At 71.2% G+C, this 23,456-nt stretch carries 20 protein-coding genes; all 20 read left to right on the plus strand.

What is annotated here, in order from left to right; all coding sequences use genetic code 11:
• Positions 1-47: 47 nt before the first annotated feature.
• The 20 genes from argS to atpA all read left to right on the plus strand — a co-directional run bounded on the left by argS (position 48) and on the right by atpA (position 23,425).
• Positions 48-1,709, plus strand: a complete 1,662-nt coding sequence (argS, locus tag ACIF6L_RS18060) for an arginine--tRNA ligase (protein ID WP_352289355.1) — start codon at positions 48-50, stop codon at positions 1,707-1,709.
• Between the two features lie 87 nt (positions 1,710-1,796).
• The gene (gene lysA, locus ACIF6L_RS18065; protein ID WP_396488452.1) at positions 1,797-3,188 is read left to right on the plus strand and encodes a diaminopimelate decarboxylase; all 1,392 of its coding nucleotides are present in this window, start codon (positions 1,797-1,799) and stop codon (positions 3,186-3,188) included.
• Between the two features lie 136 nt (positions 3,189-3,324).
• A complete protein-coding gene (locus ACIF6L_RS18070; RefSeq protein ID WP_329489602.1) occupies positions 3,325-4,617 on the plus strand; it encodes a homoserine dehydrogenase in 1,293 nt (430 codons plus the stop codon).
• An 8-nt stretch (positions 4,618-4,625) separates the two neighbouring features.
• Positions 4,626-5,714 carry a threonine synthase gene (gene thrC / locus ACIF6L_RS18075; RefSeq protein WP_396488454.1) on the plus strand — a complete coding sequence of 363 codons (1,089 nt, stop codon included), beginning with the start codon at positions 4,626-4,628 and terminating at the stop codon, positions 5,712-5,714.
• 616 nt (positions 5,715-6,330) lie between these two features.
• Positions 6,331-7,266 carry a homoserine kinase gene (thrB, locus tag ACIF6L_RS18080; protein WP_352289361.1) on the plus strand — a complete coding sequence of 312 codons (936 nt, stop codon included), beginning with the start codon at positions 6,331-6,333 and terminating at the stop codon, positions 7,264-7,266.
• Between the two features lie 604 nt (positions 7,267-7,870).
• Entirely contained in the window at positions 7,871-9,985 is a 2,115-nt protein-coding gene (gene rho, locus ACIF6L_RS18085) for a transcription termination factor Rho (protein WP_359803153.1), read from the plus strand.
• A 126-nt stretch (positions 9,986-10,111) separates the two neighbouring features.
• On the plus strand, positions 10,112-11,257 hold the full coding sequence (locus ACIF6L_RS18090) for an LCP family protein (RefSeq protein ID WP_396488456.1): 1,146 nt from the start codon (positions 10,112-10,114) through the stop codon (positions 11,255-11,257).
• A gap of 192 nt (positions 11,258-11,449) precedes the next feature.
• Entirely contained in the window at positions 11,450-11,671 is a 222-nt protein-coding gene (rpmE, locus tag ACIF6L_RS18095; protein ID WP_329489607.1) for a 50S ribosomal protein L31, read from the plus strand.
• A 127-nt stretch (positions 11,672-11,798) separates the two neighbouring features.
• On the plus strand, positions 11,799-12,875 hold the full coding sequence (prfA, locus tag ACIF6L_RS18100; protein WP_329489608.1) for a peptide chain release factor 1: 1,077 nt from the start codon (positions 11,799-11,801) through the stop codon (positions 12,873-12,875).
• A 60-nt stretch (positions 12,876-12,935) separates the two neighbouring features.
• A complete protein-coding gene (gene prmC, locus ACIF6L_RS18105; RefSeq protein WP_396488459.1) occupies positions 12,936-13,802 on the plus strand; it encodes a peptide chain release factor N(5)-glutamine methyltransferase in 867 nt (288 codons plus the stop codon).
• Between the two features lie 78 nt (positions 13,803-13,880).
• Positions 13,881-14,528, plus strand: a complete 648-nt coding sequence (locus ACIF6L_RS18110) for an L-threonylcarbamoyladenylate synthase (protein ID WP_329489610.1) — start codon at positions 13,881-13,883, stop codon at positions 14,526-14,528.
• 29 nt (positions 14,529-14,557) lie between these two features.
• Positions 14,558-15,208, plus strand: a complete 651-nt coding sequence (locus tag ACIF6L_RS18115) for a protein-tyrosine-phosphatase (RefSeq protein WP_329492247.1) — start codon at positions 14,558-14,560, stop codon at positions 15,206-15,208.
• Between the two features lie 123 nt (positions 15,209-15,331).
• Positions 15,332-16,636 carry a serine hydroxymethyltransferase gene (glyA, locus tag ACIF6L_RS18120; RefSeq protein WP_359803150.1) on the plus strand — a complete coding sequence of 435 codons (1,305 nt, stop codon included), beginning with the start codon at positions 15,332-15,334 and terminating at the stop codon, positions 16,634-16,636.
• A gap of 132 nt (positions 16,637-16,768) precedes the next feature.
• Entirely contained in the window at positions 16,769-18,112 is a 1,344-nt protein-coding gene (locus tag ACIF6L_RS18125) for an MraY family glycosyltransferase (RefSeq protein WP_396488461.1), read from the plus strand.
• Positions 18,113-18,490: 378 nt separating this feature from the next.
• The gene (locus ACIF6L_RS18130) at positions 18,491-18,865 is read left to right on the plus strand and encodes a hypothetical protein (RefSeq protein WP_396488463.1); all 375 of its coding nucleotides are present in this window, start codon (positions 18,491-18,493) and stop codon (positions 18,863-18,865) included.
• A gap of 285 nt (positions 18,866-19,150) precedes the next feature.
• Positions 19,151-19,966 (plus strand): F0F1 ATP synthase subunit A, encoded by an 816-nt coding sequence (atpB, locus tag ACIF6L_RS18135; RefSeq protein ID WP_359803148.1) that lies wholly within the window; start codon positions 19,151-19,153, stop codon positions 19,964-19,966.
• A gap of 92 nt (positions 19,967-20,058) precedes the next feature.
• Complete coding sequence (gene atpE / locus ACIF6L_RS18140) at positions 20,059-20,295, plus strand: ATP synthase F0 subunit C (RefSeq protein WP_148642913.1); 237 nt, start codon at positions 20,059-20,061, stop codon at positions 20,293-20,295.
• A gap of 34 nt (positions 20,296-20,329) precedes the next feature.
• Positions 20,330-20,887 (plus strand): F0F1 ATP synthase subunit B, encoded by a 558-nt coding sequence (locus tag ACIF6L_RS18145; RefSeq protein WP_359803146.1) that lies wholly within the window; start codon positions 20,330-20,332, stop codon positions 20,885-20,887.
• On the plus strand, positions 20,884-21,699 hold the full coding sequence (locus tag ACIF6L_RS18150) for a F0F1 ATP synthase subunit delta (protein WP_396488465.1): 816 nt from the start codon (positions 20,884-20,886) through the stop codon (positions 21,697-21,699). The genes ACIF6L_RS18145 and ACIF6L_RS18150 overlap by 4 nt, the downstream gene beginning before the upstream one ends.
• Before the next feature lie 151 nt (positions 21,700-21,850).
• Positions 21,851-23,425 (plus strand): F0F1 ATP synthase subunit alpha, encoded by a 1,575-nt coding sequence (atpA, locus tag ACIF6L_RS18155; protein WP_329489617.1) that lies wholly within the window; start codon positions 21,851-21,853, stop codon positions 23,423-23,425.
• Positions 23,426-23,456 lie beyond the last annotated feature (31 nt).

Here is a 23,456-nt window from a genome sequence, read left to right on the forward strand (position 1 = left end):
CAAACCGGGTGGCGAGCGGGTACCCCGTCTCGCCTACGCTTGGCGTCGTGACCCCCGCAGAGCTTTCCCAGGCAGTCCAGGCCGCAGTGAGCGCCGCCGTCGAGGCGGGCGAGCTGGCCGTCGCCGTGCCCGAGCACGTGACGGTCGAGCGACCCAAGAACAGGGACCACGGCGACTACGCGACGAACGTGGCCCTCCAGCTCGCGAAGTCGGCCGGTCGGCCGCCGCGAGCCGTGGCCGACCTGGTGGCCGCCCGCCTGCGTGAACTGCCCGGGGTCGCCAAGGTCGACATCGCCGGGCCGGGCTTCCTGAACATCACGCTCGACGCAGCCACCCAGGGCGCGCTGGCGCGGAGCATCGTCGAGGCGGGCGAGTCCTACGGCCGCAACGAGGCGCTCAAGGGCCTGAAGATCAACCTGGAGTTCGTCTCCGCCAACCCGACCGGCCCGATCCACATCGGCGGCGTCCGCTGGGCCGCCGTCGGCGACTCGCTCGCCCGGGTGCTGCGGGCCACCGGCGCCGACGTCACCACCGAGTACTACCTGAACGACGCCGGCGTGCAGATCTCCAAGTTCGCCGGCTCGCTGAAGGCCGCCGCCAACGGGCAGCCCGTGCCGGCCGACGGCTACGTCGGCGAGTACATCGTCGACATCGCCAAGGCGATCGTGGACGGCGTCCCCGGCGTGCTCGACCTGCCCGAGGGCGAGCAGCTGGAGGTGTTCCGCACCGAGGGCCTCAAGCTCATGGTCGCCGAGATCCAGCGCTCGATGGAGGAGTTCGGCACCCACTTCGACGTCTGGTTCTCGGAGAAGTCGCTGCACGACTCCGGCGCCGTCGAGAAGGCCATCGAGCGGCTGCGCGAGCAGGGCCACGTCTTCGACCGGGACGGCGCGATCTGGCTGCGCACCACCGACTTCGGCGACGACAAGGACCGCGTCCTGGTCAAGGCCGACGGCGAGACCACCTACTTCGCCGCCGACGCCGCCTACTACCTCTCCAAGCGCGACCGCGGCTCCGAGGTCTCCGTCTACATGCTGGGCGCGGACCACCACGGCTACGTCAACCGCCTCAAGGCCATCTCGGCCTGCGCGGGTGACGACATGGACCGCAACATCGAGGTCAAGATCGGCCAGTTCGTGAAGATGCTTCGCGACGGCGAAGAGGTCCGCATGTCCAAGCGGGCCGGAAACATCATCACCATCGACGACGTGGTCGACTGGATCGGCGTGGACGCCGCCCGGTACACCCTGGCGCGCTCCTCCACCGACTCCACGATCACGCTCGACATCAACGTGCTGACCAGCCAGACCAACGAGAACCCGGTCTACTACGTCCAGTACGCGCACACCCGGATGTGCGGCGTCGCCCGCAAGGCCGCGGAGCTCGGCGTCGACAAGGGCCCGGCCGGGGACTTCAAACCCGAGCTGCTCGCCACCCAGTGGGAGAACGACGTCCTCGGCGCCCTCGGTGAGTTCCCGCGGATCCTGGCCACGGCCGGCGAGCTGCGCGAGCCGCACCGGGTCGCGCGCTACCTGGAGGACCTCGCGGGCAAGTACCACCGCCTGTACGAGAACTGCATGTTCCTGCCCAAGGGCGACGAAGAGCTCAACGACACGCACCGGGCCCGGCTGTGGCTGGTCGAGGCCACCCGCACGGTCATGGCCAACGGCCTCACGCTCCTGGGCGTGACGGCGCCCGAGCGGATGTAGGACCACCCCCAAGCGCACAGCGGGGGCGGCGGACGGTCAACGAGGACCGTCGCCGCCCCTCGCCATAAGCCAAGGAAGTAAGCAGAGATGAGCCGCTCCGCACACCCCGCAGGCCCCCGGCACGGCGACGTGCTGACCGAGGGCCACTACCAGGCGCCGCCGAGCGACCTGAACGCGCTCGACCCCAAGGTCTGGTCGAAGACCGTCGCCCGCGGTGCGGACGGCGTGGTCACCGTCGGCGGCCTCGACGTCAAGCGGCTCGCCGCCGAGTTCGGCACCCCGGCCTACGTCATGGACGAGGACGACTTCCGGGCCCGGGCCCGCGCCTGGCGCGAGGCCTTCGGCACCGGCGCGGACGTCTACTACGCGGGCAAGGCCTTCCTCTCCAAGGCGGTCGTGCGCTGGCTCCACGAGGAGGGCCTCAACCTCGACGTGTGCAGCGTCGGCGAACTGGCCGTGGCGCTGGCCGCCGGGATGCCGCCGGAGCGGATCGCGCTGCACGGCAACAACAAGTCGGTGGACGAGCTCGAACACGCGGTGAAGACCGGCGTCGGCCACATCGTGCTCGACTCCTACGAGGAGATCGAGCGGCTGGCCGCGATCGCCGGCCGGCAGGGCGTGCGCCAGCCGGTGCTGATCCGGGTCACGGTCGGCGTCGAGGCGCACACCCACGAGTTCATCGCCACCGCCCACGAGGACCAGAAGTTCGGGCTCTCGCTGAACGGGGGCGCGGCGGCCGAGGCGGTCCGCCGGGTGCTCGGCCACCCCGGCCTGGAGCTGCGCGGCATCCACTCGCACATCGGCTCGCAGATCTTCGACACGGCCGGCTTCGAGGTCGCCGCCCGCCGGGTGGTCGGCCTGCTCGCCGAGATCCGCGACGAACACGGCGTCGAGCTGCCCGAGATCGACCTCGGCGGCGGCCTCGGCATCGCGTACACCAGCGAGGACGACCCGCGCGAGCCGGCCGAGATCGCCACCGCGCTGGCCGACATCGTCCGCCGCGAGTGCGCCGCCGCGAACCTGAGCGCCCCCCGGCTCTCCGTCGAGCCCGGCCGCGCGATCGTCGGCCCGACCGCCTTCACGCTGTACGAGGTCGGCACGATCAAGCCGCTGGAGGGTCTGCGCACCTACGTCAGCGTGGACGGCGGCATGTCGGACAACATCCGCACGGCGCTCTACGACGCCGAGTACTCGGTGGCCCTGGTGTCGCGCGCCAGCGCCGCCGAGCCGATGCTGGTCCGGGTGGTCGGCAAGCACTGCGAGTCCGGCGACATCGTCGTCCGGGACGCCTTCCTGCCGGCCGACCTGGCCCCGGGCGACCTGATCGCGGTGCCCGCCACCGGTGCCTACTGCCGCTCGATGGCGAGCAACTACAACCACGCCCTGAAGCCCCCCGTGCTGGCCGTCAAGGACGGTGCGGCCCGGGTGATCGTCCGGCGCGAGACGGAGGAGGATCTCCTGCGTCTCGATATCGGATGACGAAATTCTTGTCTCAGATCATGGAACGACCGTAGATCCGTACGGAAAGTCCCGGAGACTGGTACAGACCGAAGATCCGGCGGATCCCCGAAATACCGCCGGAAACCGAAGCACGAAGAATGCAGAGCGGAGTCGGATGATGCGTACGCGGCCGCTGAAGGTGGCGTTGCTGGGCTGTGGTGTGGTGGGCTCCGAGGTGGCGCGCATCATGACGACGGACGCCGCCGACCTCGCCGCGCGCATCGGCGCGCCGGTCGAGCTCGCCGGCATCGCGGTCCGCCGGGCCGGGCGGGTGCGCCCGGGCGTGCCGGAGCACCTGATCACGACGGATGCCGAGGCCCTGGTCAACCGGGGCGACATCGATGTGGTGATCGAGGTGGTGGGTGGCATCGAGCCCTCCAAACACCTCCTCCTGTCGGCGTTCCGCAACGGCGCCTCGGTGGTCAGCGCCAACAAGGCGCTGCTCGCCAAGGACGGCACCGAGCTGCACGCCGCGGCCGCCGAGGCCGGGGTGGACCTGTACTACGAGGCCGCGGTGGCCGGCGCGATCCCGCTGATCCGCCCGCTGCGCGAGTCCCTGGCCGGGGACAAGGTCAACCGGGTGCTCGGGATCGTCAACGGCACCACCAACTTCATCCTCGACAAGATGGACAGCACCGGCGCCGGCTACTCGGAGGCGCTGGAGGAGGCCACCGCGCTCGGTTACGCGGAGGCGGACCCGACGGCCGATGTGGAGGGCTTCGACGCCGCCGCCAAGGCCGCGATCCTGGCCGGCATCGCGTTCCACACCAAGGTCACCGCGGCGGACGTCTACCGCGAGGGCCTGACCGAGGTGACCGCCGCCGACATCGCCTCCGCCAAGCAGATGGGCTGCGTCGTCAAGCTGCTGGCGATCTGCGAGCGGGCGGCCGACGGCGCGTCCGTCACCGCGCGGGTCCACCCCGCGATGATCCCGCTCACGCACCCGCTGGCCTCGGTCCGCGAGGCGTACAACGCGGTGTTCGTGGAGGCCGAGGCGGCCGGCCGGCTGATGTTCTACGGCCCGGGCGCGGGCGGCGCGCCGACCGCCTCGGCGGTCCTCGGCGACCTCGTCGCGGTCTGCCGCAACAAGCTCGCCGGCGCCACCGGACCCGGCGACTCGGTGTACACCCGGCTGCCGGCCAAGCCGATGGACGAGGTCGTCACCCGGTACCACGTCAGCCTCGATGTGGACGACCGCGCGGGCGTGCTCGCCCAGGTGGCGTCCGTCTTCGCCGAGCACGGGGTCTCCATCGACACCGTGCGCCAGCAGGGCCGCGACGGCGACGCCTCGCTCGTCGTGGTCACCCACCGTGCCACCGACGCCGCCCTGTCGGCGACGGTCGACAAGCTCCGCGCGCTGGACAGCGTGCGGGACGTGGCCAGCATCATGCGGGTCGAAGGGGAGTAGGAAGAGCCATGAACGCCGTGATCGCCAGAGGCGCGCACACCCACCAGTGGCGCGGGCTGATCGAGGAGTACCGTGACCGCCTGCCGGTCAGCGACACCACGCCCGTGGTCACCCTGCTGGAGGGCGGCACGCCGCTGGTGCCCGCCCAGGTGCTCTCCGGGCGCACCGGCTGCGAGGTCTACCTCAAGGTCGAGGGTGCCAACCCCACCGGGTCCTTCAAGGACCGCGGTATGACGATGGCCATCTCCAAGGCCAAGGAGGACGGCGCCCAGGCCGTCATCTGCGCCTCCACCGGCAACACCTCGGCCTCCGCCGCCGCCTACGCGGTGCGCGCCGGGATGGTGTCGGCGGTACTGGTGCCGCAGGGCAAGATCGCGCTCGGCAAGATGGGCCAGGCGCTGGTCCACGGCGCCAAGATCCTTCAGGTGGACGGGAACTTCGACGACTGCCTCACCCTTGCGCGTGAACTGTCCGAGAAGTACCCGGTGGCGCTGGTCAACTCGGTGAACCCGGTGCGGATCGAGGGCCAGAAGACCGCCGCCTTCGAGATCGTGGACATGCTCGGCGACGCGCCGGACATCCACGTGCTCCCGGTCGGCAACGCGGGCAACATCACCGCGTACTGGAAGGGCTACCGCGAGTACGCCGCCGACGGACTGTCCACCCGGACGCCGCGCATGTGGGGCTTCCAGGCCTCCGGTTCGGCCCCGATCGTGGACGGAGCCCCGGTACTCAAGCCGCAGACCATCGCCACCGCGATCCGGATCGGCAACCCCGCCTCCTGGGACTACGCGCTCGCCGCGCGGGACGAGTCGGGCGGCCTCATCGACAAGGTGACGGACCGTCAGATCCTCTCCGCCTACCGGCTGTTGGCCGCGCAGGAGGGTGTCTTCGTGGAGCCCGCCTCGGCCGCCTCGGTGGCCGGCCTGCTGGCCAAGGCGGAGGCCGGCCTGGTCGACCCGGGCCAGCGGATCGTCTGCACGGTGACCGGCAACGGCCTCAAGGACCCGGACTGGGCGGTGGCCGGCGCGCCGCAGCCGCAGGTCGTCCCGATCGACCCCGAGGCAGCCGCCCAGCGCCTCGGCCTGCTCGACTGACCGGAAGCCGTCCGACCGGAACCCGCTTGACCTGGCCGAATCACCGCCCCCGGACCAGGATCCGCCCAGCCGACCCGCCTTGAGCCGAGGGGGCACGGCGACGCCGTAGGGGTGGGAGAAGCGAGGACACTCCGAGCCGAACCCGCCCCGAGCCGACCCCGCCCCGAGCCAAAGGGGCGCGCCGGTGCCGAAAGGGAGAAGCGAGGACACCCCGAGGAACGAGGGGTGTTGGAGCGCCGACCGTCGGCGCCGGGTCGAAGCGCCCCGGAGGCGAGCGGGCGAGTAAGCAGTGGGCCGACCCCCCCTTTCGGGGGGCGGCCCACAGCCGTTCTCGGCTGACACTTTTGTGTCAATTCAGCCACGTATTCCGCTGCCATTCCGGCACGTATTCCGGCCAGAAACGGCAACACACCAGATCGAAGGCCCACGGGGTGTACCACTGTGGAACCTCTCTTCGATACTCTGGGTTCGGCCGTGTGGCACATGCCCCGGGTCCGACCCCTCCAGGGGTCGCGACGACGGCTGTGACCGCCCACCCCGATCGGGGCCCGCGGCCCCTCCCACCCTCGCACCGACGCGCTTCGCGCCGCCCGATTTCCCCAGGAGAGTCCACCGCATGGCCGGTCCTGCGTTCCGTGCCGCCGCCGTCCGGGTCCGGGTTCCCGCGACCAGCGCCAATCTCGGCCCGGGCTTCGACGCCTTCGGACTCGCGCTGGGTCTGTACGACGACGTGGTCGTCCGGGTCGCCGACTCCGGGCTCACCGTCGACATCGCCGGTGAGGGCGCCGAGACGCTCGCCCGGGACGAGCGCCACCTGGTGGTGCGCGCGATGCGCGCCGCCTTCGACCGGCTCGGCGGCCAGCCGCGCGGCCTCGAAGTGGTCTGCGCCAACCGGATACCGCACGGCCGTGGCCTGGGCTCCTCCTCCGCAGCGATCTGCGCCGGCATCGTGGCCGCCCGTGCCGTCACCATCGGCGGCCCGTCCGCGCTGGACGACGACGCGCTGCTGGCCCTCGCCTCCGAGCTGGAGGGCCACCCCGACAACGTCGCGGCCTGCCTGCGCGGCAACTTCACGGTGGCCTGGACGGACGAGGAGTCGGCCAAGGCCGTCACCCTGGAGCCGTCCGACCGGGTCGTCCCGGTGGTCTTCGTCCCGGCGACCGAGGTGCTCACCGAGACCGCCCGCGGTCTGCTGCCCCGGACCGTCCCGCTGGCCGACGCCGCCGTCAACGCCGGCCGTGCCGCGCTGCTGGTCGAGGCGCTGACCCGTCGGCCCGAGCTGCTGCTCGCCGCGACCGAGGACCGGCTGCACCAGGACTACCGGGCCTCGGCGATGCCGGACAGCGCCGCCCTGGTGGGCGCGCTGCGCGCGGAGGGCATCCCCGCGGTGATCTCCGGCGCCGGCCCGACCGTACTCGCGCTCACCGACGAGGCGGGCGCCGACAAGGTGCTGGCCTTCGCCGAGGACGCAGGTCAGGGCGGTGCGGTGTTCGCCGCACACCGTCTGGAGCTCGACCGGGCCGGGGCCTCGGTGCTCCCGCTCGACGGCTGAGCACCGGTCCGGCGGCCCGGATCCGGCCGTGTCCGGGCCGGACCGTCCGGACACGATTGGCAAGCGCAAGGCTGGGGAATGTCTGAGGGGGTCGGTAGTGTTAACCTCATTGCTGCACCAGGTGCCCTCCGGGGCTCGGTGCGCCGCGTCCCGATCCCAGCACTCCGCCCAGGCGGAGTCCCGGCGATGTACGGGACGACGATTCTCCGGGAGCCCACCGCAGCGCGTACGCAGCCTGCCTGCGCGACTTGCGGCCGCATCCCGAAGCCGTGACGGCACCTGACTCCCACCCGCGGCCTCCCACCTTGAGGCAAGGACGGGCGGAGCGCGGGCCACCGTCACGCGACGGGGGCCCGGGATTCGCAGGCAGCGTGGGGGTACCACCCGGCCATGGCCGGCTGGGGGAGGGTCGGCATGCGACCGTCCCACCGCGCCAATCAGCACCACCGTGCATCACGCACCGCACCTCGCAGCTCTCCTCCGACTGGCTACCCGCCATCCGGGGGATCACCGCCTCGGACCGACGCAGTCGAGCGTTGGTCAGGACAGCACAACCGGTCGCCGAGCCAGACAGGCCGACGTCCGCTCCAGGGAAGGACCCTTAGTGAGCGACACCACCGATCTGATGGGCGCGCGCCCGGACGCCGAGGCGTCGGACGCAGCCGCCGCCCCCGCGGCCCCGGCCCGGCGCCGTCGCACCGCTGCCGCGGGCCTGGACGGCCTCGTCCTGGCCGAGCTGCAGAAGCTCGCCTCGACGCTCGGTATCAGCGGCACGGGACGCCTGCGCAAGAGCCAGCTGATCGAGGCCATCAAGGAGAAGAGCGGCGGGGACCCGCTGCTCGCCGCCGGTGCCGCTCCCGCCGCCGCTCCGGCCGCCAAGCGCACCGCCGCCAAGGCCGGCTCCGCCGAGCCGGCGGAGAAGCCCGCCCGCCGGACCAAGGCCGCCCAGGCCGAGGCCCCGGCCGCCGACGAGCAGGCCCAGATCGACATCCCGGTCCAGGCCGCCGCCGAGACCGCCGCGCCGGCCCGTGCCGAGCGCACCCGCCGCCGGGCCACCTCGGCCGCCGGCGCGCCGACCGCCGATGCGGTCGCCGAGGCGCCCGCCGCCGTCGCCACCGAGGCCAAGCAGGCGGAGGCCCGCCCGGCCGAGGCCCGCGGCTTCGAGGGCCGCGAGGAGGGTCGTACCGAGACCCGCCGGGACCGCCGGGACCGCCGCGACCGCCGCGAGGGCGGCGAGCGCGAGGGCCGCCAGGAGGGCGGCGACGCCCAGGCCGGCCAGGACGCCGACTCCCGCGAGTCGCGCCGTGACCGCCGCAACCGCCGGGACCGTGCCGACCGCCAGGGCGGCCAGGGTCAGGGCCAGGGCGGCCAGGGCCAGCAGCAGGGCGGTCAGGGCGAGAGCCAGCCGAGCCGCCAGAGCGGTGGCCAGCAGGCCCAGCCGCAGGCGCAGCAGGGCGGCTACGACGACGACGAGTTCGGCGACGGCCGTCGCGGCCGCCGCGGCCGCTACCGGGACCGCCGGGGCCGCGGCACCCGCCGCGAGGGCTTCGAGGTCGGCCCCGCCGAGCCGCAGGTCGGCGACGACGACGTGCTGATCCCGGTCGCGGGCATCCTCGACATCCTCGACAACTACGCGTTCGTCCGGACCTCCGGCTACCTGCCGGGCCAGAACGACGTCTACGTGTCGCTCGCCCAGGTCCGCAAGAACGGCCTGCGCAAGGGTGACGCCATCACCGGCGCGGTGCGCCAGCCGCGCGACGGCGAGCGCCGCGAGAAGTTCAACGCCATGGTGCGGCTGGACTCCGTCAACGGCATGGACCCGGAGAGCGGCCGCGGCCGTCCCGAGTTCAACAAGCTGACCCCGCTCTACCCGCAGGACCGACTGCGCCTGGAGACCGACCCGGGCATCCTGACCACCCGGATCATCGACCTGGTGTCGCCGATCGGCAAGGGCCAGCGCGGTCTGATCGTCGCGCCGCCGAAGACCGGTAAGACGATGGTGCTGCAGGCGGTCGCCAACGCGATCACCCACAACAACCCCGAGTGCCACCTGATGGTCGTCCTGGTGGACGAGCGTCCGGAAGAGGTCACCGACATGCAGCGGTCGGTGAAGGGCGAGGTCATCTCCTCGACCTTCGACCGCCCGGCGGAGGACCACACCACCGTCGCGGAGCTGGCCATCGAGCGCGCCAAGCGCCTGGTGGAGCTGGGCCACGACGTGGTGATCCTGCTGGACTCGATCACCCGCCTGGGCCGCGCCTACAACCTGGCGGCGCCGGCCTCCGGCCGCATCCTGTCCGGTGGTGTCGACTCGACCGCGCTGTACCCGCCGAAGAAGTTCTTCGGTGCCGCGCGCAACATCGAGAACGGCGGCTCGCTGACGATCCTGGCCACCGCGCTGGTCGAGACCGGCTCGCGGATGGACGAGGTCATCTTCGAGGAGTTCAAGGGCACCGGCAACATGGAGCTCAAGCTCGACCGGAAGCTCTCGGACAAGCGCATCTTCCCGGCCGTCGACGTCGACGCCTCCAGCACCCGCAAGGAGGAGATCCTGCTGGGCAGCGAGGAGTTGGCCATCGTCTGGAAGCTCCGCCGGGTGCTGCACGCGCTCGACTCGCAGCAGGCGATCGAGCTGCTGCTGGACAAGATGAAGCAGACCAAGAGCAACGCCGAGTTCCTCATGCAGATCGCCAAGACGACCCCCGGGTCCGGCGACTGACCGCTGCCGAGCGGCTCGTGAGCACAGAACCCTGGTCCGCGCGAGCGGGCCAGGGTTCTCTGCTTGTTCCAGAGTTGGGACATTTGGAACCCTATGGATCATGTTGTCCGATTTACTCTGGACCGTATGGCCGACCACAAGAGGATCCCGAGCCGCCGCCGCACGGTCCTGCGGGTGGCCGCGTGCGCGTTCGCCGCGCTCGTCGTCCTCGGCGCCGGTGCGGCCGGGTACGCGTACTTCAAGCTGAACGGCAACATCAAGAGCGTCGACATCGACGCCCGGCTGGGCACGGCCCGGCCGCCGTCCGCCACCGACGGCTCGTTCAACGTCCTCGTCCTGGGCTCGGATTCGCGGGCCGGCGGGAACGGCGCGCTGGCCGGCGGGGACACCGGCGACACCGCCCGTTCGGACACCGCGATGGTGGTGCACGTCGACCAGGGCCACACCCGGGCCGACGTGGTCTCCATACCCAGGGACACCCTGGTCACCCGCCCCGACTGCACGGACGGCAAGGGCAGGACCGCCGCCGGTGCCAAGCGGGCGATGTACAACAGCGCGTACGAGACCGGTGGCGCCGCGTGCGCGGTCAAGACCACCGAAGTGCTGACCGGCCTGCGGATGGACCACTACATCGAGATCGACTTCGCCGGCTTCGCCCGGGTCGTCGACGCGCTCGGCGGGGCCACCGTGACCACCACCGTCCCGATCGACGACAAGGACAGCGGGCTGAACCTCGCGGCCGGCGAGCACCACCTCGACGGGCAGCAGGCGCTGGCCTTCGTCCGGACCAGGCACGGCGTCGGCGACGGCAGCGACCTCGGCCGGATCGAGCTGCAGAAGCAGATGGTGAAGTCGCTGCTCGGCCAGGCCGGCGGGATCGGGCTGTTCGGCAACCCGGTCAAGCTCTGGTCGGTCGGCGACACCCTGACCCGCAGCATCACCACCGACTCGGCGCTGGCCTCGGTGAACTCGCTGGTGGGGCTGGCCGAGGAACTCAAGGGGATCGGCCCCGACCAGCTCTCGATGGTCACCCTGCCGGTGGTGACGGCGCCCGGCGACGCCAACCGGGTGGTCGCCCAGCAGCCCCGGGCCGACCAGCTCTGGGCGGCTCTGAAGGCCGACCAGCCGCTCCCGCAGGCCGTCCTGGCCGAGCAGCCGCAGAACCCCGCCCAGGCCACCCCGGCGGCCCCCACGGCGGCCCCCCAGGCCTCCGGCAGGGCCTCCGCGCAGCCCGCCGCGGGTACTGCGGCGAGCCCCTCGCCGCGGCGCTGACCCGCCCGCCGACCGGCCGGCGGCCGCCCCCGTGGCCGCCCCGTCGCTCCCGTCGGCCGGGCCCGGAATATCCCGGAACGCGACCCGGTTTGGGAAGAAGCGACCGGTCCTGGCAGACTGGTACGTCGGTCCCGGTTCACGTGCGGCATTCAAGCCGCCGACCCGGTGCCCTCCCGAACCTAGGAGATCCCCTTGAAGCCCAACGTTCACCCCGAGTACGTGGTCACCCATGTGACCTGCACCTGCGGCGCCGAGTTCACCACCCGCTCGACCGAGACCAGTGGCGAGATCCGCGCCGAGGTCTGCTCGCAGTGCCACCCGTTCTACACCGGCAAGCAGAAGATCCTCGACACCGGTGGCCGCGTGGCCCGCTTCGAGGCCCGCTTCGGCAAGCAGCACAGCGCGAAGGCCTAGCGCTCCCTCGGCGCCGGTTTCCGGTGCCCCCGTACTCGTTCCGGGGGCGCTGGAGACCGGCGCCGTTCGCGTCCCACGACTCGTCCGTGTCATCCCTCCACCGGTTCCCAGGGAAGAAGGCCCCTTCATGTTCGAGGCAGTCGAAGAGCTCCTCGTCGAGCACGCCGACCTCGAAACGAGGCTGGCCGACCCCTCCGTCCACGCCGACCAGGCCAACGCGCGCAAGCTCGCCAAGCGCTACGCCGAGCTGACGCCGATCACCCGGGTCTACCGGGCCTGGCGCCAGGCCGGCGAGGACATCGAGGCAGCGCGCGAACTCGCCGCCGAAGAGCCGGAGTTCCTCGCCGAGGTGAAGGACTCCGAGGCCCGGCGCGAGGAGCTGACCGAGGAGCTGCGCCTGCTGCTCGTCCCGCGTGACCCGAACGACGACAAGGACGTCATCCTGGAGATCAAGGCGGGTGAGGGCGGCGAGGAGTCGGCGCTCTTCGCCGGCGACCTGCTCCGGATGTACCTGCGCTTCGCCGAGCGGATCGGCTGGAAGACCGAGATCATCGACGCCAACGAGTCCGACCTCGGCGGCTACAAGGACGTCTCGGTGGCCGTGAAGACCAGGGGCAGCACCGAGCCCGGCCAGGGCGTCTGGGCCAAGCTGAAGTACGAGGGCGGCGTCCACCGCGTGCAGCGCGTCCCCGCCACCGAGTCGCAGGGCCGCATCCACACTTCCGCGGCCGGCGTGCTGGTCACCCCCGAGGCCGAGGAGGTCGAGGTCGAGATCGTGGCCAACGACCTGCGGATCGACGTCTACCGCTCGTCCGGTCCCGGCGGGCAGTCCGTCAACACCACCGACTCGGCGGTCCGGATCACCCACCTCCCGACCGGTATCGTGGCGTCCTGCCAGAACGAGAAGAGCCAGCTGCAGAACAAGGAGCAGGCGATGCGCATCCTGCGTTCGCGGCTGCTGGCCGCCGCGCAGGAGGAGGCCGAGCGGGAGGCCTCGGACGCGCGTCGCAGCCAGGTCCGCACGGTGGACCGCTCCGAGCGCATCCGCACCTACAACTACCCCGAGAACCGCATCTCGGACCACCGCACGGGCTTCAAGTCCTACAACCTGGACCAGGTCCTGGACGGCGAGCTGAACGCGGTGATCCAGTCCTGCGTGGACACGGACGCCGAGGCCAAGCTCGCCGCGGCCCAGCAGAACTGAGACCGGCCTCCGGGCCCGAATGCACCAGAGAAGCCGCAGCGCAGAAACAAGAGGTCGTTCGTGAACCTGCTGCTTGCCGAGGTGGCCCAGGCCACCCAGCGGTTGGCCGCGGCCGGCGTGCCGTCGCCGCGCTTCGACGCGGAGGAGCTGGCCGCGCACGTCCACAGCGTGAAGCGCAGCCAGCTGCACACGGTGAAGGACGCGGACTTCGACGCCCGGTACTGGGAGGCCGTCTCCCGCCGCGAGGCGCGTGAACCGCTGCAGCACATCACCGGCCGCGCGTTCTTCCGCTACCTGGAGCTGGCGGTCGGCCCGGGCGTCTTCGTGCCCCGCCCGGAGACCGAGTCGGTCGTGGAGTGGGCCATAGACGCCGTCCGCGACATGGACGTCGCCGAGCCGCTGGTGGTCGACCTCTGCTCCGGCTCGGGGGCCATCGCGCTCGCCCTCGCCCAGGAGCTGCCGCGCTCCACGGTGCACGCCTTCGAGCTGGACGAGGGTGCGCTGCGGTACACCCGGCGCAACATCGAGGCCAGCTCCGACCGGGCCCGGGTCACCCTGCACGCCGGCGACGCCACCAAGGCCTTCGAGGACGACCGTTCCTGGGACGGCCGCTTCGACCTGGTGATCTCCAACCCGCCGTACATCCCGCTCACCGAGTGGGAGTACGTCGCCCCCGAGGCCCGCGACCACGATCCGCAGATGTCGCTGTTCTCCGGCGAGGACGGGCTGGACACCATCCGCGGCATCGAGCGGGTCGCCGCCCGCCTGCTGCGCCCGGGCGGCGCCGTGGTGATCGAGCACGCCGACACCCAGGGCGGCCAGGTGCCGTGGATCTTCAACGAGGAAGCCGGTTGGACGGACACCGCCGACCACCGCGACCTCAACAACCGGCCCCGCTTCACGACGGCCCGAAGGGTCTCGCTGTGAACACCCGGTGCACCACCACCGGGCGCGGAGCCGCGCTGTGAACGCCGTCATGAGTCATCTCGGAAGGGGACCGCACCGATGAGCCGCCGCTACGACTGTGCCGATGCCGGAGACCGCGCCACCGGTCTGCGCGAGGCCGCCTCGGCCATCCGCCGCGGCGAAATCGTCGTGCTGCCCACCGACACCCTGTACGGGGTCGGCGCCGACGCCTTCTCGCCGGAGGCCGTCGCCGCACTGCTGGCCGCCAAGGGCCGGGGCCGCAACATGCCCTCGCCCGTCCTGGTGGGCTCGCCGACCACCCTGCACGGACTCGTCACGGACTTCTCCGAGCAGGCCTGGGAGCTCGTCGACGCCTTCTGGCCGGGCGGGCTGACCCTGGTCGCCAAGCACCAGCCCTCGCTGCGCTGGGACCTCGGCGAGACCCGCGGCACGGTCGCCGTCCGGATGCCGCTGCACCCGGTCGCGATCGAGCTGCTGAACGCCACCGGCCCGCTCGCCGTCTCCAGCGCCAACCTGACCGGCGGCCCGTCCCCCGCCACCTGCGACGAGGCCCAGCAGCAGCTCGGCGACGCGATCTCCGTCTACCTGGACGGCGGCCGGGCCGACCACGCCGTCGCCTCCTCCATCGTCGACGTCACGGGCAAGGTCCCGGTCCTGCTGCGGGCCGGCGCGATCAGCGCCGAGCAGCTGAGGGAGGTCGTCCCCGACCTGGAGGCCGGCAGTTGACGACCGCCTCCCTCCACTCCGGGCCCGGCATATCGCCGTACCTGAGCGTGGGCCCCAGGCCGCTGGACCACTTCCGCATCCTGTTCGTCTGCACCGGGAACATCTGCCGCTCGCCGATCGCCGAGCGGCTCACCCGGCGTGAACTGGACACCCGGCTCAGCCCCCGGGTGGCCGGCCGGATCCTGGTGGAGAGCGCCGGCACCTGGGGCCACGTGGGCGCGCCGATGGAGGACCACGCCGCCACGGTGCTGGACGAGTACGGCGCCGACAGCGGCGGCTTCGCCGGCCGCGAGCTGCTCGACGAGCACGTGGTCGAGGCCGACCTGGTGCTCACCGCGACCCTGGACCACCGCGCCCAGGTGATCTCGATGGGTCACGAGGCGGGGCTGCGCACCTTCACCCTGAAGGAGTTCACCCGCCTGGTCCGGACGATAGACCCGGGCACCCTGCCCGATCCGCGCCGCGGCGCCGACGTCACCGAGCGGGCCCGCGCCCTGGTCCGGGCCGCGGCCGCGCTGCGCGGCTGGCTGCTCGCCGCCAGCCCGGAGTCCGACGAGGTCCACGACCCGTACGGGGCGCCGATCGGCATGTTCCGCAACTGCGGCGAGGAGATATTCGACGCGGTGGACCCGGTGGTCACCGCCCTCACCGGCATGCCCTCCCCGCGCTCCGTGCGGTGAGCCGCCGCCGGCCCCCGGGCCGGCGCCGCCCGGGCGGGTGCATCGGGTCCGCGTCGGCAGGCCGCGGGCGGGGCCCGGTCCTACGCTGGAGGCACCTGCCCGACGCTGCCCGGGAGCTCCGCCATGACCGTCACCGATGCCGCGACCGGTTCCTCCGAGACGACGGGGCGGTGGGCGTCCGAAGCGCTGCGCCGGGCCGACCCGCAGCTGGCCGATCTGCTGGCCGCCGAGGCCGAGCGCCGCGCCGAGACGATCCAGCTGCTGGCGGGGGAGAACCTCACCGATCCGGCCGTCCTGGCCGCCCTGGGCGGCCCGCTGATCGACAAGTACGCCGAGGGCTACCCCGGACGGCGCCACCACACCGGCTGCGCCCTGGCGGACGCCGCCGAGCTGCTGGCGATCGACCGGGCCCGTCAGCTGTTCGCCGCCCCGCACGCCAACGTCCAGCCCCGCTCGGCCACTTCGGCGATGCTGGCGGCGTACGCCGCGCTGCTGCGCCCCGGTGACGTGGTGCTGGCGATGTCGCTGGAGCACGGCGGCCACCTGAGCTGCGGCTCGCGCGCCAACTTCTCGGGCCGCTGGTTCGAGTTCATCGGCTACGGGGTGCGCGAGGACGACGGCCTGATCGACCTCGACCAGGTCCGCGAGCTCGCCCGCCGGCACCGGCCGAAGGCCATCGTGGCCGGCTCGATCTCCCACCCCCGGCACCCCGACTGGGCGGCCTTCCGGGCGATCGCCGAAGAGGTGGACGCCTATCTGATCGCCTCGGTCGCCCAGACCACCGGCCTGGTCGCGGCCGGTGTGGCGCCGTCCCCGCTGCCGTACGCGGACGTCACCGTGGCCGCCACCCACAAGCTGCTCCGCGGCCCGCGCGGCGGCCTGCTGCTCTCCACCGCCGAGCTGGCCGAGCGGATCGACCGGGCGGTCTTCCCGTTCAGCCAGGGCGGCGCCGCGATGAACGAGGTGGCCGGCAAGGCCGTCGCCTTCGCCCGGGCGGGCACCCCCGAGTACCGCGCCTACGCCCACCGCACGGTCGCGGGGGCGCGGGTGCTGGCGGCGGGGCTCGCGGAGGCCGGGATGCGCCCGTTGACCGGCGGTACCGACACCCATCTGGTGACGGCCGACGTCCGACCGCTCGGGGTCAGCGGCGCCGAGGCCGAGCGCCGCTGCGCCGCCGCCGGTCTGCTGCTCGGCAAGTGCGCGCTGCCGTACGACTCCGCGCCGCCGTCCGAGGCCTCCGGGATCCGGCTCGGCAGCGGGACCGTCACCACCCAGGGCATGGGGGAGGCCGAGCTGGCCGAGATCGCCGCACTGGTCGGTCGCCTGCTCGTCGAGGGCACGGACGTCCGGATCGGGGCCCGGGTCCGTGAGCTGGCGGGCGCCTTCGCCGCCCCGGGCCGGGGGGCGTCGCACTCTCCTACCCGGTAGGGCGAACCGCGATGCACGCGCCGGGCGTCCGACTCAATAAGGTGTGTGCCGTGGCGACGCACCTCGAACCCCGGACAGGCACGGGAGTACCTTCGGTACCGACCCGTCGGACAGTGACGCAGGAGGCCAGTGGTGCGTGAGTATCTGCTGGTGCTGTTCTGCACTGCGGCCGTCACCTATCTGCTGACCGGCCCGGTCCGGAAGTTCGCGATCGCGGCCGGCGCGATGCCGCCGGTCCGCGCCCGTGACGTGCACCGCGAGCCCACGCCCCGGCTGGGCGGCATCGCCATGTTCGGCGGGCTCTGCGCGGGCATCCTGGTCGCCTCCCAACTGGACAACCTCAGCAAGGTGTTCTCGCAGGGCACCGACATCCGCGCGCTGCTCTCCGGCGCCGGGATCATGTGGCTGCTCGGCGTGCTCGACGACAAGTGGGGCGTGGACGCCCTGGTCAAGCTGGGCGGTCAGATGATCGCCGCCGGCGTGATGGTCTGGCAGGGCGTCACCGTGATCACCCTGCCGGTGCCCGGCGTCGGCGCGGTCGCGGTCAGCCCCACCCAGGGCATGGTCATCTCGGTCACCATGGTCGTCGTCATGGTCAACGCGGTGAACTTCATCGACGGCCTGGACGGTCTGGCCGGCGGCATGGTCTGCATCGCCGCGATGGCGTTCTTCCTCTACTCGTACCGGCTCTGGTACGGCTACACGATCACCGACGCGGCGCCCGCCGTGCTGTTCAGCGTGCTGCTGATCGGGATGTGCCTGGGCTTCCTGGCGCACAACCTGCACCCGGCGCGGATCTTCATGGGCGACTCCGGCTCGATGATGCTCGGCCTGATGCTGGCCGTCGCCGCGATCTCCATCACCGGCCGGGTCGACCCGGACCTCATCACCAGCGAGACCGGTTCGCAGACCGCCACCGTGCACGCCCTGGTCCCGATCTACATCCCGCTGCTGCTGCCGCTGACCGTCATCGCGCTGCCGCTGGCCGACCTGCTGCTCGCCGTGGTGCGCCGCACCTGGGCCGGCCAGTCGCCGTTCGCCGCGGACAAGCGGCACCTGCACCACCGGCTCCTCCAGGTCGGCCACTCGCACAGCCGGGCCGTCCTGATCATGTACTTCTGGGCCGCGCTGATCGCCTTCGGCACCGTGGCCTTCTCGGTCACCAACACCGGACGCACGGTCGCCCTCACGCTGGCCGGGCTCTGCCTGGTCGGCCTGGTGGTGCTGCTCACCCCGCGCTTCCGCCCGCGCGCGCCGCGGGCCGTGCAGGCCTTCGTGCCGCCGCGCTACCGGCGCCGCAAGCCGGTCCGCGCCGTCGCACCGGTCGCCGAGGGCGAGGCCCCGGCCGCTGCCGCGGCCGCCTCGGAGCCGATGGCCGAGCTCTCCGCGAAGGACAAGGAGCTGCTCGGCGGCCTGGGCAAGGGGGGCTCGTCGGCGGTCGGTGGCCGGGGTCACGGCAGCGGTCGCGGCCACTAGTCCGAACGGCGGGTCCGACACCTGACACGTCGTCAAGGTGGTTCACCCGTACGGAGGCACCCTTGGGCCGTCAGTGTGACAGGTGCCACACAATCATGGTAAAGCTCTCATCAAATAGTTTGTGATACCGTTCACGAGTACCGAGAACACGCCGAAAGACCTGACAGGTGGAGGACTTCCGTCCCCGGTCGGTCTCCCTCGACGGACTCGCCGCAGAGCGGCCGGTCCACGGCGGTCCCTTGGTCGGTACCACCACCACGTTCTGTGCCCGTCCCCCTGCCACATCGACATGCCGCCGGAGCTGCCGACATGCCGTCCAACGACGCCCGGATCCTCCGAGGCGCCGCGATCCCCACTGCGGTCGCCGGAGTCATCGCCATGGCGATCTCATTCGCCGTCGCAGGTGGCAAGGGACTGCTCGGCGCCTTCTTCGGCGCGCTGCTGGTGGTGGCGTTCTTCAGCTTCGGCCAGGTCGCCCTCGACCGGCTGACCAGGTCGAACCCGCAGATGATGATGGCTGCGGGGTTGCTCGTCTACACCACGCAGATCCTGCTGGTCGGCATCGTCCTCGCGGTCTTCAAGAACACCGAACTCTTCAACCGGCAGGCGTTCGCCTTCACCCTGCTGGGCTGCGCCCTGATCTGGACGGGCTTCCAGGTGCGCGGTGCGCTCAAGGCCAAGACCTTCTACGTCGAGGCCGACGCCTCCGAAAACAAGGGCGACAAGCCCTCGGACTCGGGGCGTCAACAGTGACGAGGCCCGGCTGTCCCCCCAACGAGGGGGGCAGTGTTTATGCCGCACTGACGGACTGCTATCGTCCGTCGCAACAACGGAGTACGGGAAGAGGCCAGGTCTGTCCGCACGATGGACGGATCGCCCCCCGGATCCTTGCAGTCTTCGATGATCCCGCTGTGGTGCAGCGCACCGCCGTGCGGGATCGGCGAGAAACCCATCAAGTTCCAGTGCCGCACCGTGGCCTCGGGCCACGCCGACACACCGAGGTTGCCGTAACCATGCGTCACGACGAAGGAGTCCGTGGTGAGTGCTGAACTCACGTCTTCGCTCGCCTCAGGCAGTTGCCACTTCGGGGACGCTGGCTGCGGCTTCCCGGCCCCGGGCCTGAACGAGTTCCAGTTCGAGCCGATCTTCACGATCGGCAGCGTCGAGTTCAACAAGCCGATGCTGCTGTCGATCATCGTCTCGCTGCTGGTGGTCGTCTTCTTCTGGGCCGCCTTCGCCAAGCCGCGCCTGGTCCCGGGCAAGCTGCAGCTGGTCGGTGAGATCGGCTACGACTTCGTCAAGCGGTCCATCGTGCTGGAGACGATCGGCAAGAAGGGCGAGAAGTACGTCCCGATGCTCGTCTCGATGTTCTTCTTCATCTGGCTGATGAACATCATGTCGATCATCCCGTTCGCCCAGTTCCCGGTGACGGCCGCGATCGCCTTCCCGGCAGCCCTGGCCGGCGTCGTGTGGATCACCTACATGACGCTGACCTTCAAGAAGCACGGCTTCGTCGGCGGCTTCAAGAACCTCTGCTGGCCCTCGGGTATCCCCGGCTGGGTCATGTTCATCCTGGTGCCGATCGAGTTCTTCTCGAACATCTTCGTGCGTCCGTTCACGCTCGCGGTCCGAGCCTTCGCGAACATGTTCGCCGGCCACCTGCTGATCGTGATGTTCTCCATCGCCTCCTGGTACCTGCTCAGCCCGACCCTGGGCGCGCTCTACGGCTCGGCGTCGTTCATCGTCGCCGTCGCGCTGACCGCCTTCGAGCTGCTGGTCCAGTTCCTGCAGGCCTACATCTTCGTGATGCTGGCCAGCAGCTACATCGCCGGTGCCCTCGAAGAGGCGCACTGAGCCAGGGGGCCTCGGCCCCTCTCTGAACCAACCTCCCGGATCGCCCGGTGGCCAATCACCACCGGTTCACCACCCTGCAAAGGACAACTGCAATGAGCTTCCTCGCTGAGGGCACTGTCTACGGTTCCGTCGCTTCCATCGGCTACGGCCTGGCCGCGATTGGCCCCGGCATCGGCGTCGGTCTCATCTTCGGTAACGGTGTCCAGGCCATGGCCCGTCAGCCCGAGGCCGCCGGCCTCATCCGCTCCAACATGTTCATCGGCTTCGCGCTGACCGAGGCGCTCGCCCTCATCGGCATCGTCATGCCGTTCGTCTTCGGCAACAAGTAATCCCGCCGTAGACCCTTTCGAGGAAGGTCCAGATATGACCATCGCGGCTCAGTTCGCGGCTGAGGAGAAGATGAATCCTCTCCTCCCCGCGTGGCCCGAGATCATCATCGGCCTGCTCTGCTTCTTCATCGTCTTCGGTCTGCTCGGCAAGAAGCTCCTCCCCAGCATCGAGAAGGTGCTGTCGGAGCGTCGGGACGCCATCGAGGGCGGCATGGAGCGCGCCGAGGCCGCTCAGGCCGAGGCCCAGGCCCTGCTTGAGCAGTACCGCGCCGAGCTCGCCGAGGCACGTCACGAGGCTGCCCGCATCGTCGAGCAGGCTCGCGAGCAGGGCGCTGCCCAGCTCACCGAGATGCGCGAGGAGGGCCAGCGTCAGCGCGAGGCCATCGTCGCCGCCGGCCACGCGCAGATCGAGGCCGACAAGAAGCAGGCGACCACCGCCCTGCGCCAGGACGTGGGTTCGCTCGCTTCGCAGCTGGCCTCCCGCATCGTGGGCGAGTCCCTCGAGGACCACACGCGGCAGAGCGGCGTGATCGACCGGTTCCTGGACGAGCTGGAGGCCAAGGCCACCGTTGCTCCGGGTGCGGCCAAGTGATCGGCGCTAGCCGCGAGGCCCTCGCCGCCGGGCGGCAGAACCTCGAAGCCCTGACCGACTCCACCTCGGTGGACGCGGTCAAGGTCGCCGAGGAGCTCACCGCCGTCACGGTCCTCCTGGACCGTGAGGTGTCGCTGCGCCGCGTCCTGACCGACCCGTCCCGGTCCGGCCAGGACAAGGCCCAGCTGGTCTCCTCGCTGCTGACCGGGCAGGTCTCCGGCGAGACCATCGACCTGGTCTCCGGCCTGGTCCGCTCCCGCTGGTCGGGGTCGCGCGACCTGGTCGACTCGGTCGAGGAGCTGGCCGCGTACGCCGAGGTCATCGCCGCCGACAAGGCCGGTGTCCTGGACGACGTCGAGGACGAGCTGTTCCGGTTCGGCCGGGTGGTGAACGGCTCCACCGAGCTGCGCTCCGCGCTGACCGAGCCCAAGGCCGGCGCCGTCGCCAAGGCCGAGCTGATCAAGAAGCTGCTCGGTGGCCGCGCCAACGCGGGCACCGTCCGGCTGGTCACCGCCCTGGTGAACCACCCGCGTGGCCGTAGCCTGGAGCAGGGCCTCGAGTCCTACTCGAGGCTCGCCGCCGCACGGCGCGGGCGCGTGGTGGCCCTGGTCACCACCGCGGTGCCGCTGTCCGACAGCCAGAAGGATCGCCTGGAAGGCGCTCTCGGCCGGCTGTACAGCCGCCGGGTCCACCTGAACATCGACGTCGACCCCGAGGTCGTCGGCGGTGTCCGGGTCCAGATCGGCGACGAGATCATCGACGGCACCGTGTCGAGCCGCCTCGAAGGCGCTCGCCAGTCGCTCGAAGGCTGAGCACCGAAGAACATCCGACCCTCGGTCGGGAACCGGCTCCACCGGAGCCGGCAAATCGTACGGCCGGTTCGAGAGACCCGGCCGAGAGTCGAATACTTGCGGCCCTCAATGGCGGGCCGAGGATCGCAAACTAGGAGAGCAGGGAAGCCTGATGGCGGAGCTTACGATCCGTCCGGAGGAAATCCGGGACGCGCTGGCCGACTTTGTCCAGTCGTACCAGCCGGACGCCGCCTCGCGTGAAGAGGTCGGCACGGTCACTGACGCGGCGGACGGCATCGCCCATGTCGAGGGTCTGCCCTCGGTCATGGCGAACGAGCTGCTGAAGTTCGAGGACGGCACGCTCGGCCTCGCGCTGAACCTCGACACCCGTGAGATCGGTGTCGTCATCCTCGGTGAGTTCGGCGGCATCGAGGAGGGCCAGACGGTGCGCCGCACCGGCGAGGTCCTCTCCGTGCCGGTCGGCGACGGCTACCTCGGCCGCGTCGTGGACCCGCTGGGCAACGCGATCGACGGTCTGGGCGACATCGCCTCCACCGGCCGTCGCGCCCTGGAGCTGCAGGCCCCCGGCGTCATGGTCCGCAAGTCGGTCCACGAGCCGATGCAGACCGGTATCAAGGCCATCGACGCGATGACCCCGATCGGCCGCGGCCAGCGTCAGCTGATCATCGGCGACCGCCAGACCGGCAAGACCGCGGTGGCGATCGACACGATCATCAACCAGCGCGACAACTGGCGCTCGGGCGACCCGAAGAAGCAGGTCCGCTGCATCTACGTCGCCGTGGGCCAGAAGGGCTCCACCATCGCGTCCGTGCGTGGCGCCCTGGAGGAGGCCGGCGCGCTGGAGTACACCACGATCGTGGCTGCTCCCGCCTCCGACCCGGCCGGCTTCAAGTACCTCGCCCCGTACACCGGTTCGGCCATCGGCCAGGAGTGGATGTACGACGGCAAGCACGTCCTCATCATCTTCGACGACCTGTCGAAGCAGGCCGAGGCGTACCGCTCCGTGTCGCTGCTGCTCCGTCGTCCGCCGGGCCGCGAGGCCTACCCGGGTGACGTCTTCTACCTGCACTCCCGCCTGCTGGAGCGCTGCGCGAAGCTCTCCGACGAGCTGGGCGCCGGCTCGATGACCGGTCTGCCGATCATCGAGACCAAGGCCAACGACGTCTCGGCGTACATCCCGACCAACGTCATCTCGATCACCGACGGCCAGTGCTTCCTGGAGTCCGACCTGTTCAACGCCGGCATCCGCCCGGCCGTGAACGTCGGTATCTCGGTCTCCCGCGTCGGTGGTTCGGCCCAGATCAAGGCCATGAAGTCGGTCGCCGGCCGTCTGCGTCTGGACCTCGCCCAGTACCGTGAGCTGGAGGCCTTCGCCGGCTTCGGTTCCGACCTGGACGCGGCCTCCAAGGCCCAGCTGGAGCGCGGTGCGCGCATGGTCGAGCTGCTCAAGCAGGGCCAGTACCAGCCGTTCCCGGTCGAGGAGCAGGTCGTCTCCATCTGGGCCGGCACCACCGGCAAGCTGGACGACGTCCCGGTCGCGGAGATCCGCCGCTTCGAGCGCGAGTTCCTGGACCACCTGCGCCTTCAGCACAAGAACCTGCTGGCCGGCATCGTCGAGACCTCCAAGCTGGAGGACGGCACCATCGACGCGCTGACCTCCGCGATCGAGGCCTTCAAGCAGGGCTACACCACGGCTGACGGCAAGCTGCTCTCCGAGCAGGCCTGAGTCCGGTAGCGAGGGAAAGGACGTAACGACC

The sequence above is a fragment of the Kitasatospora sp. NPDC086009 genome, from assembly GCF_044540385.1.
Taxonomy (GTDB): Bacteria; Actinomycetota; Actinomycetes; order Streptomycetales; family Streptomycetaceae; genus Kitasatospora.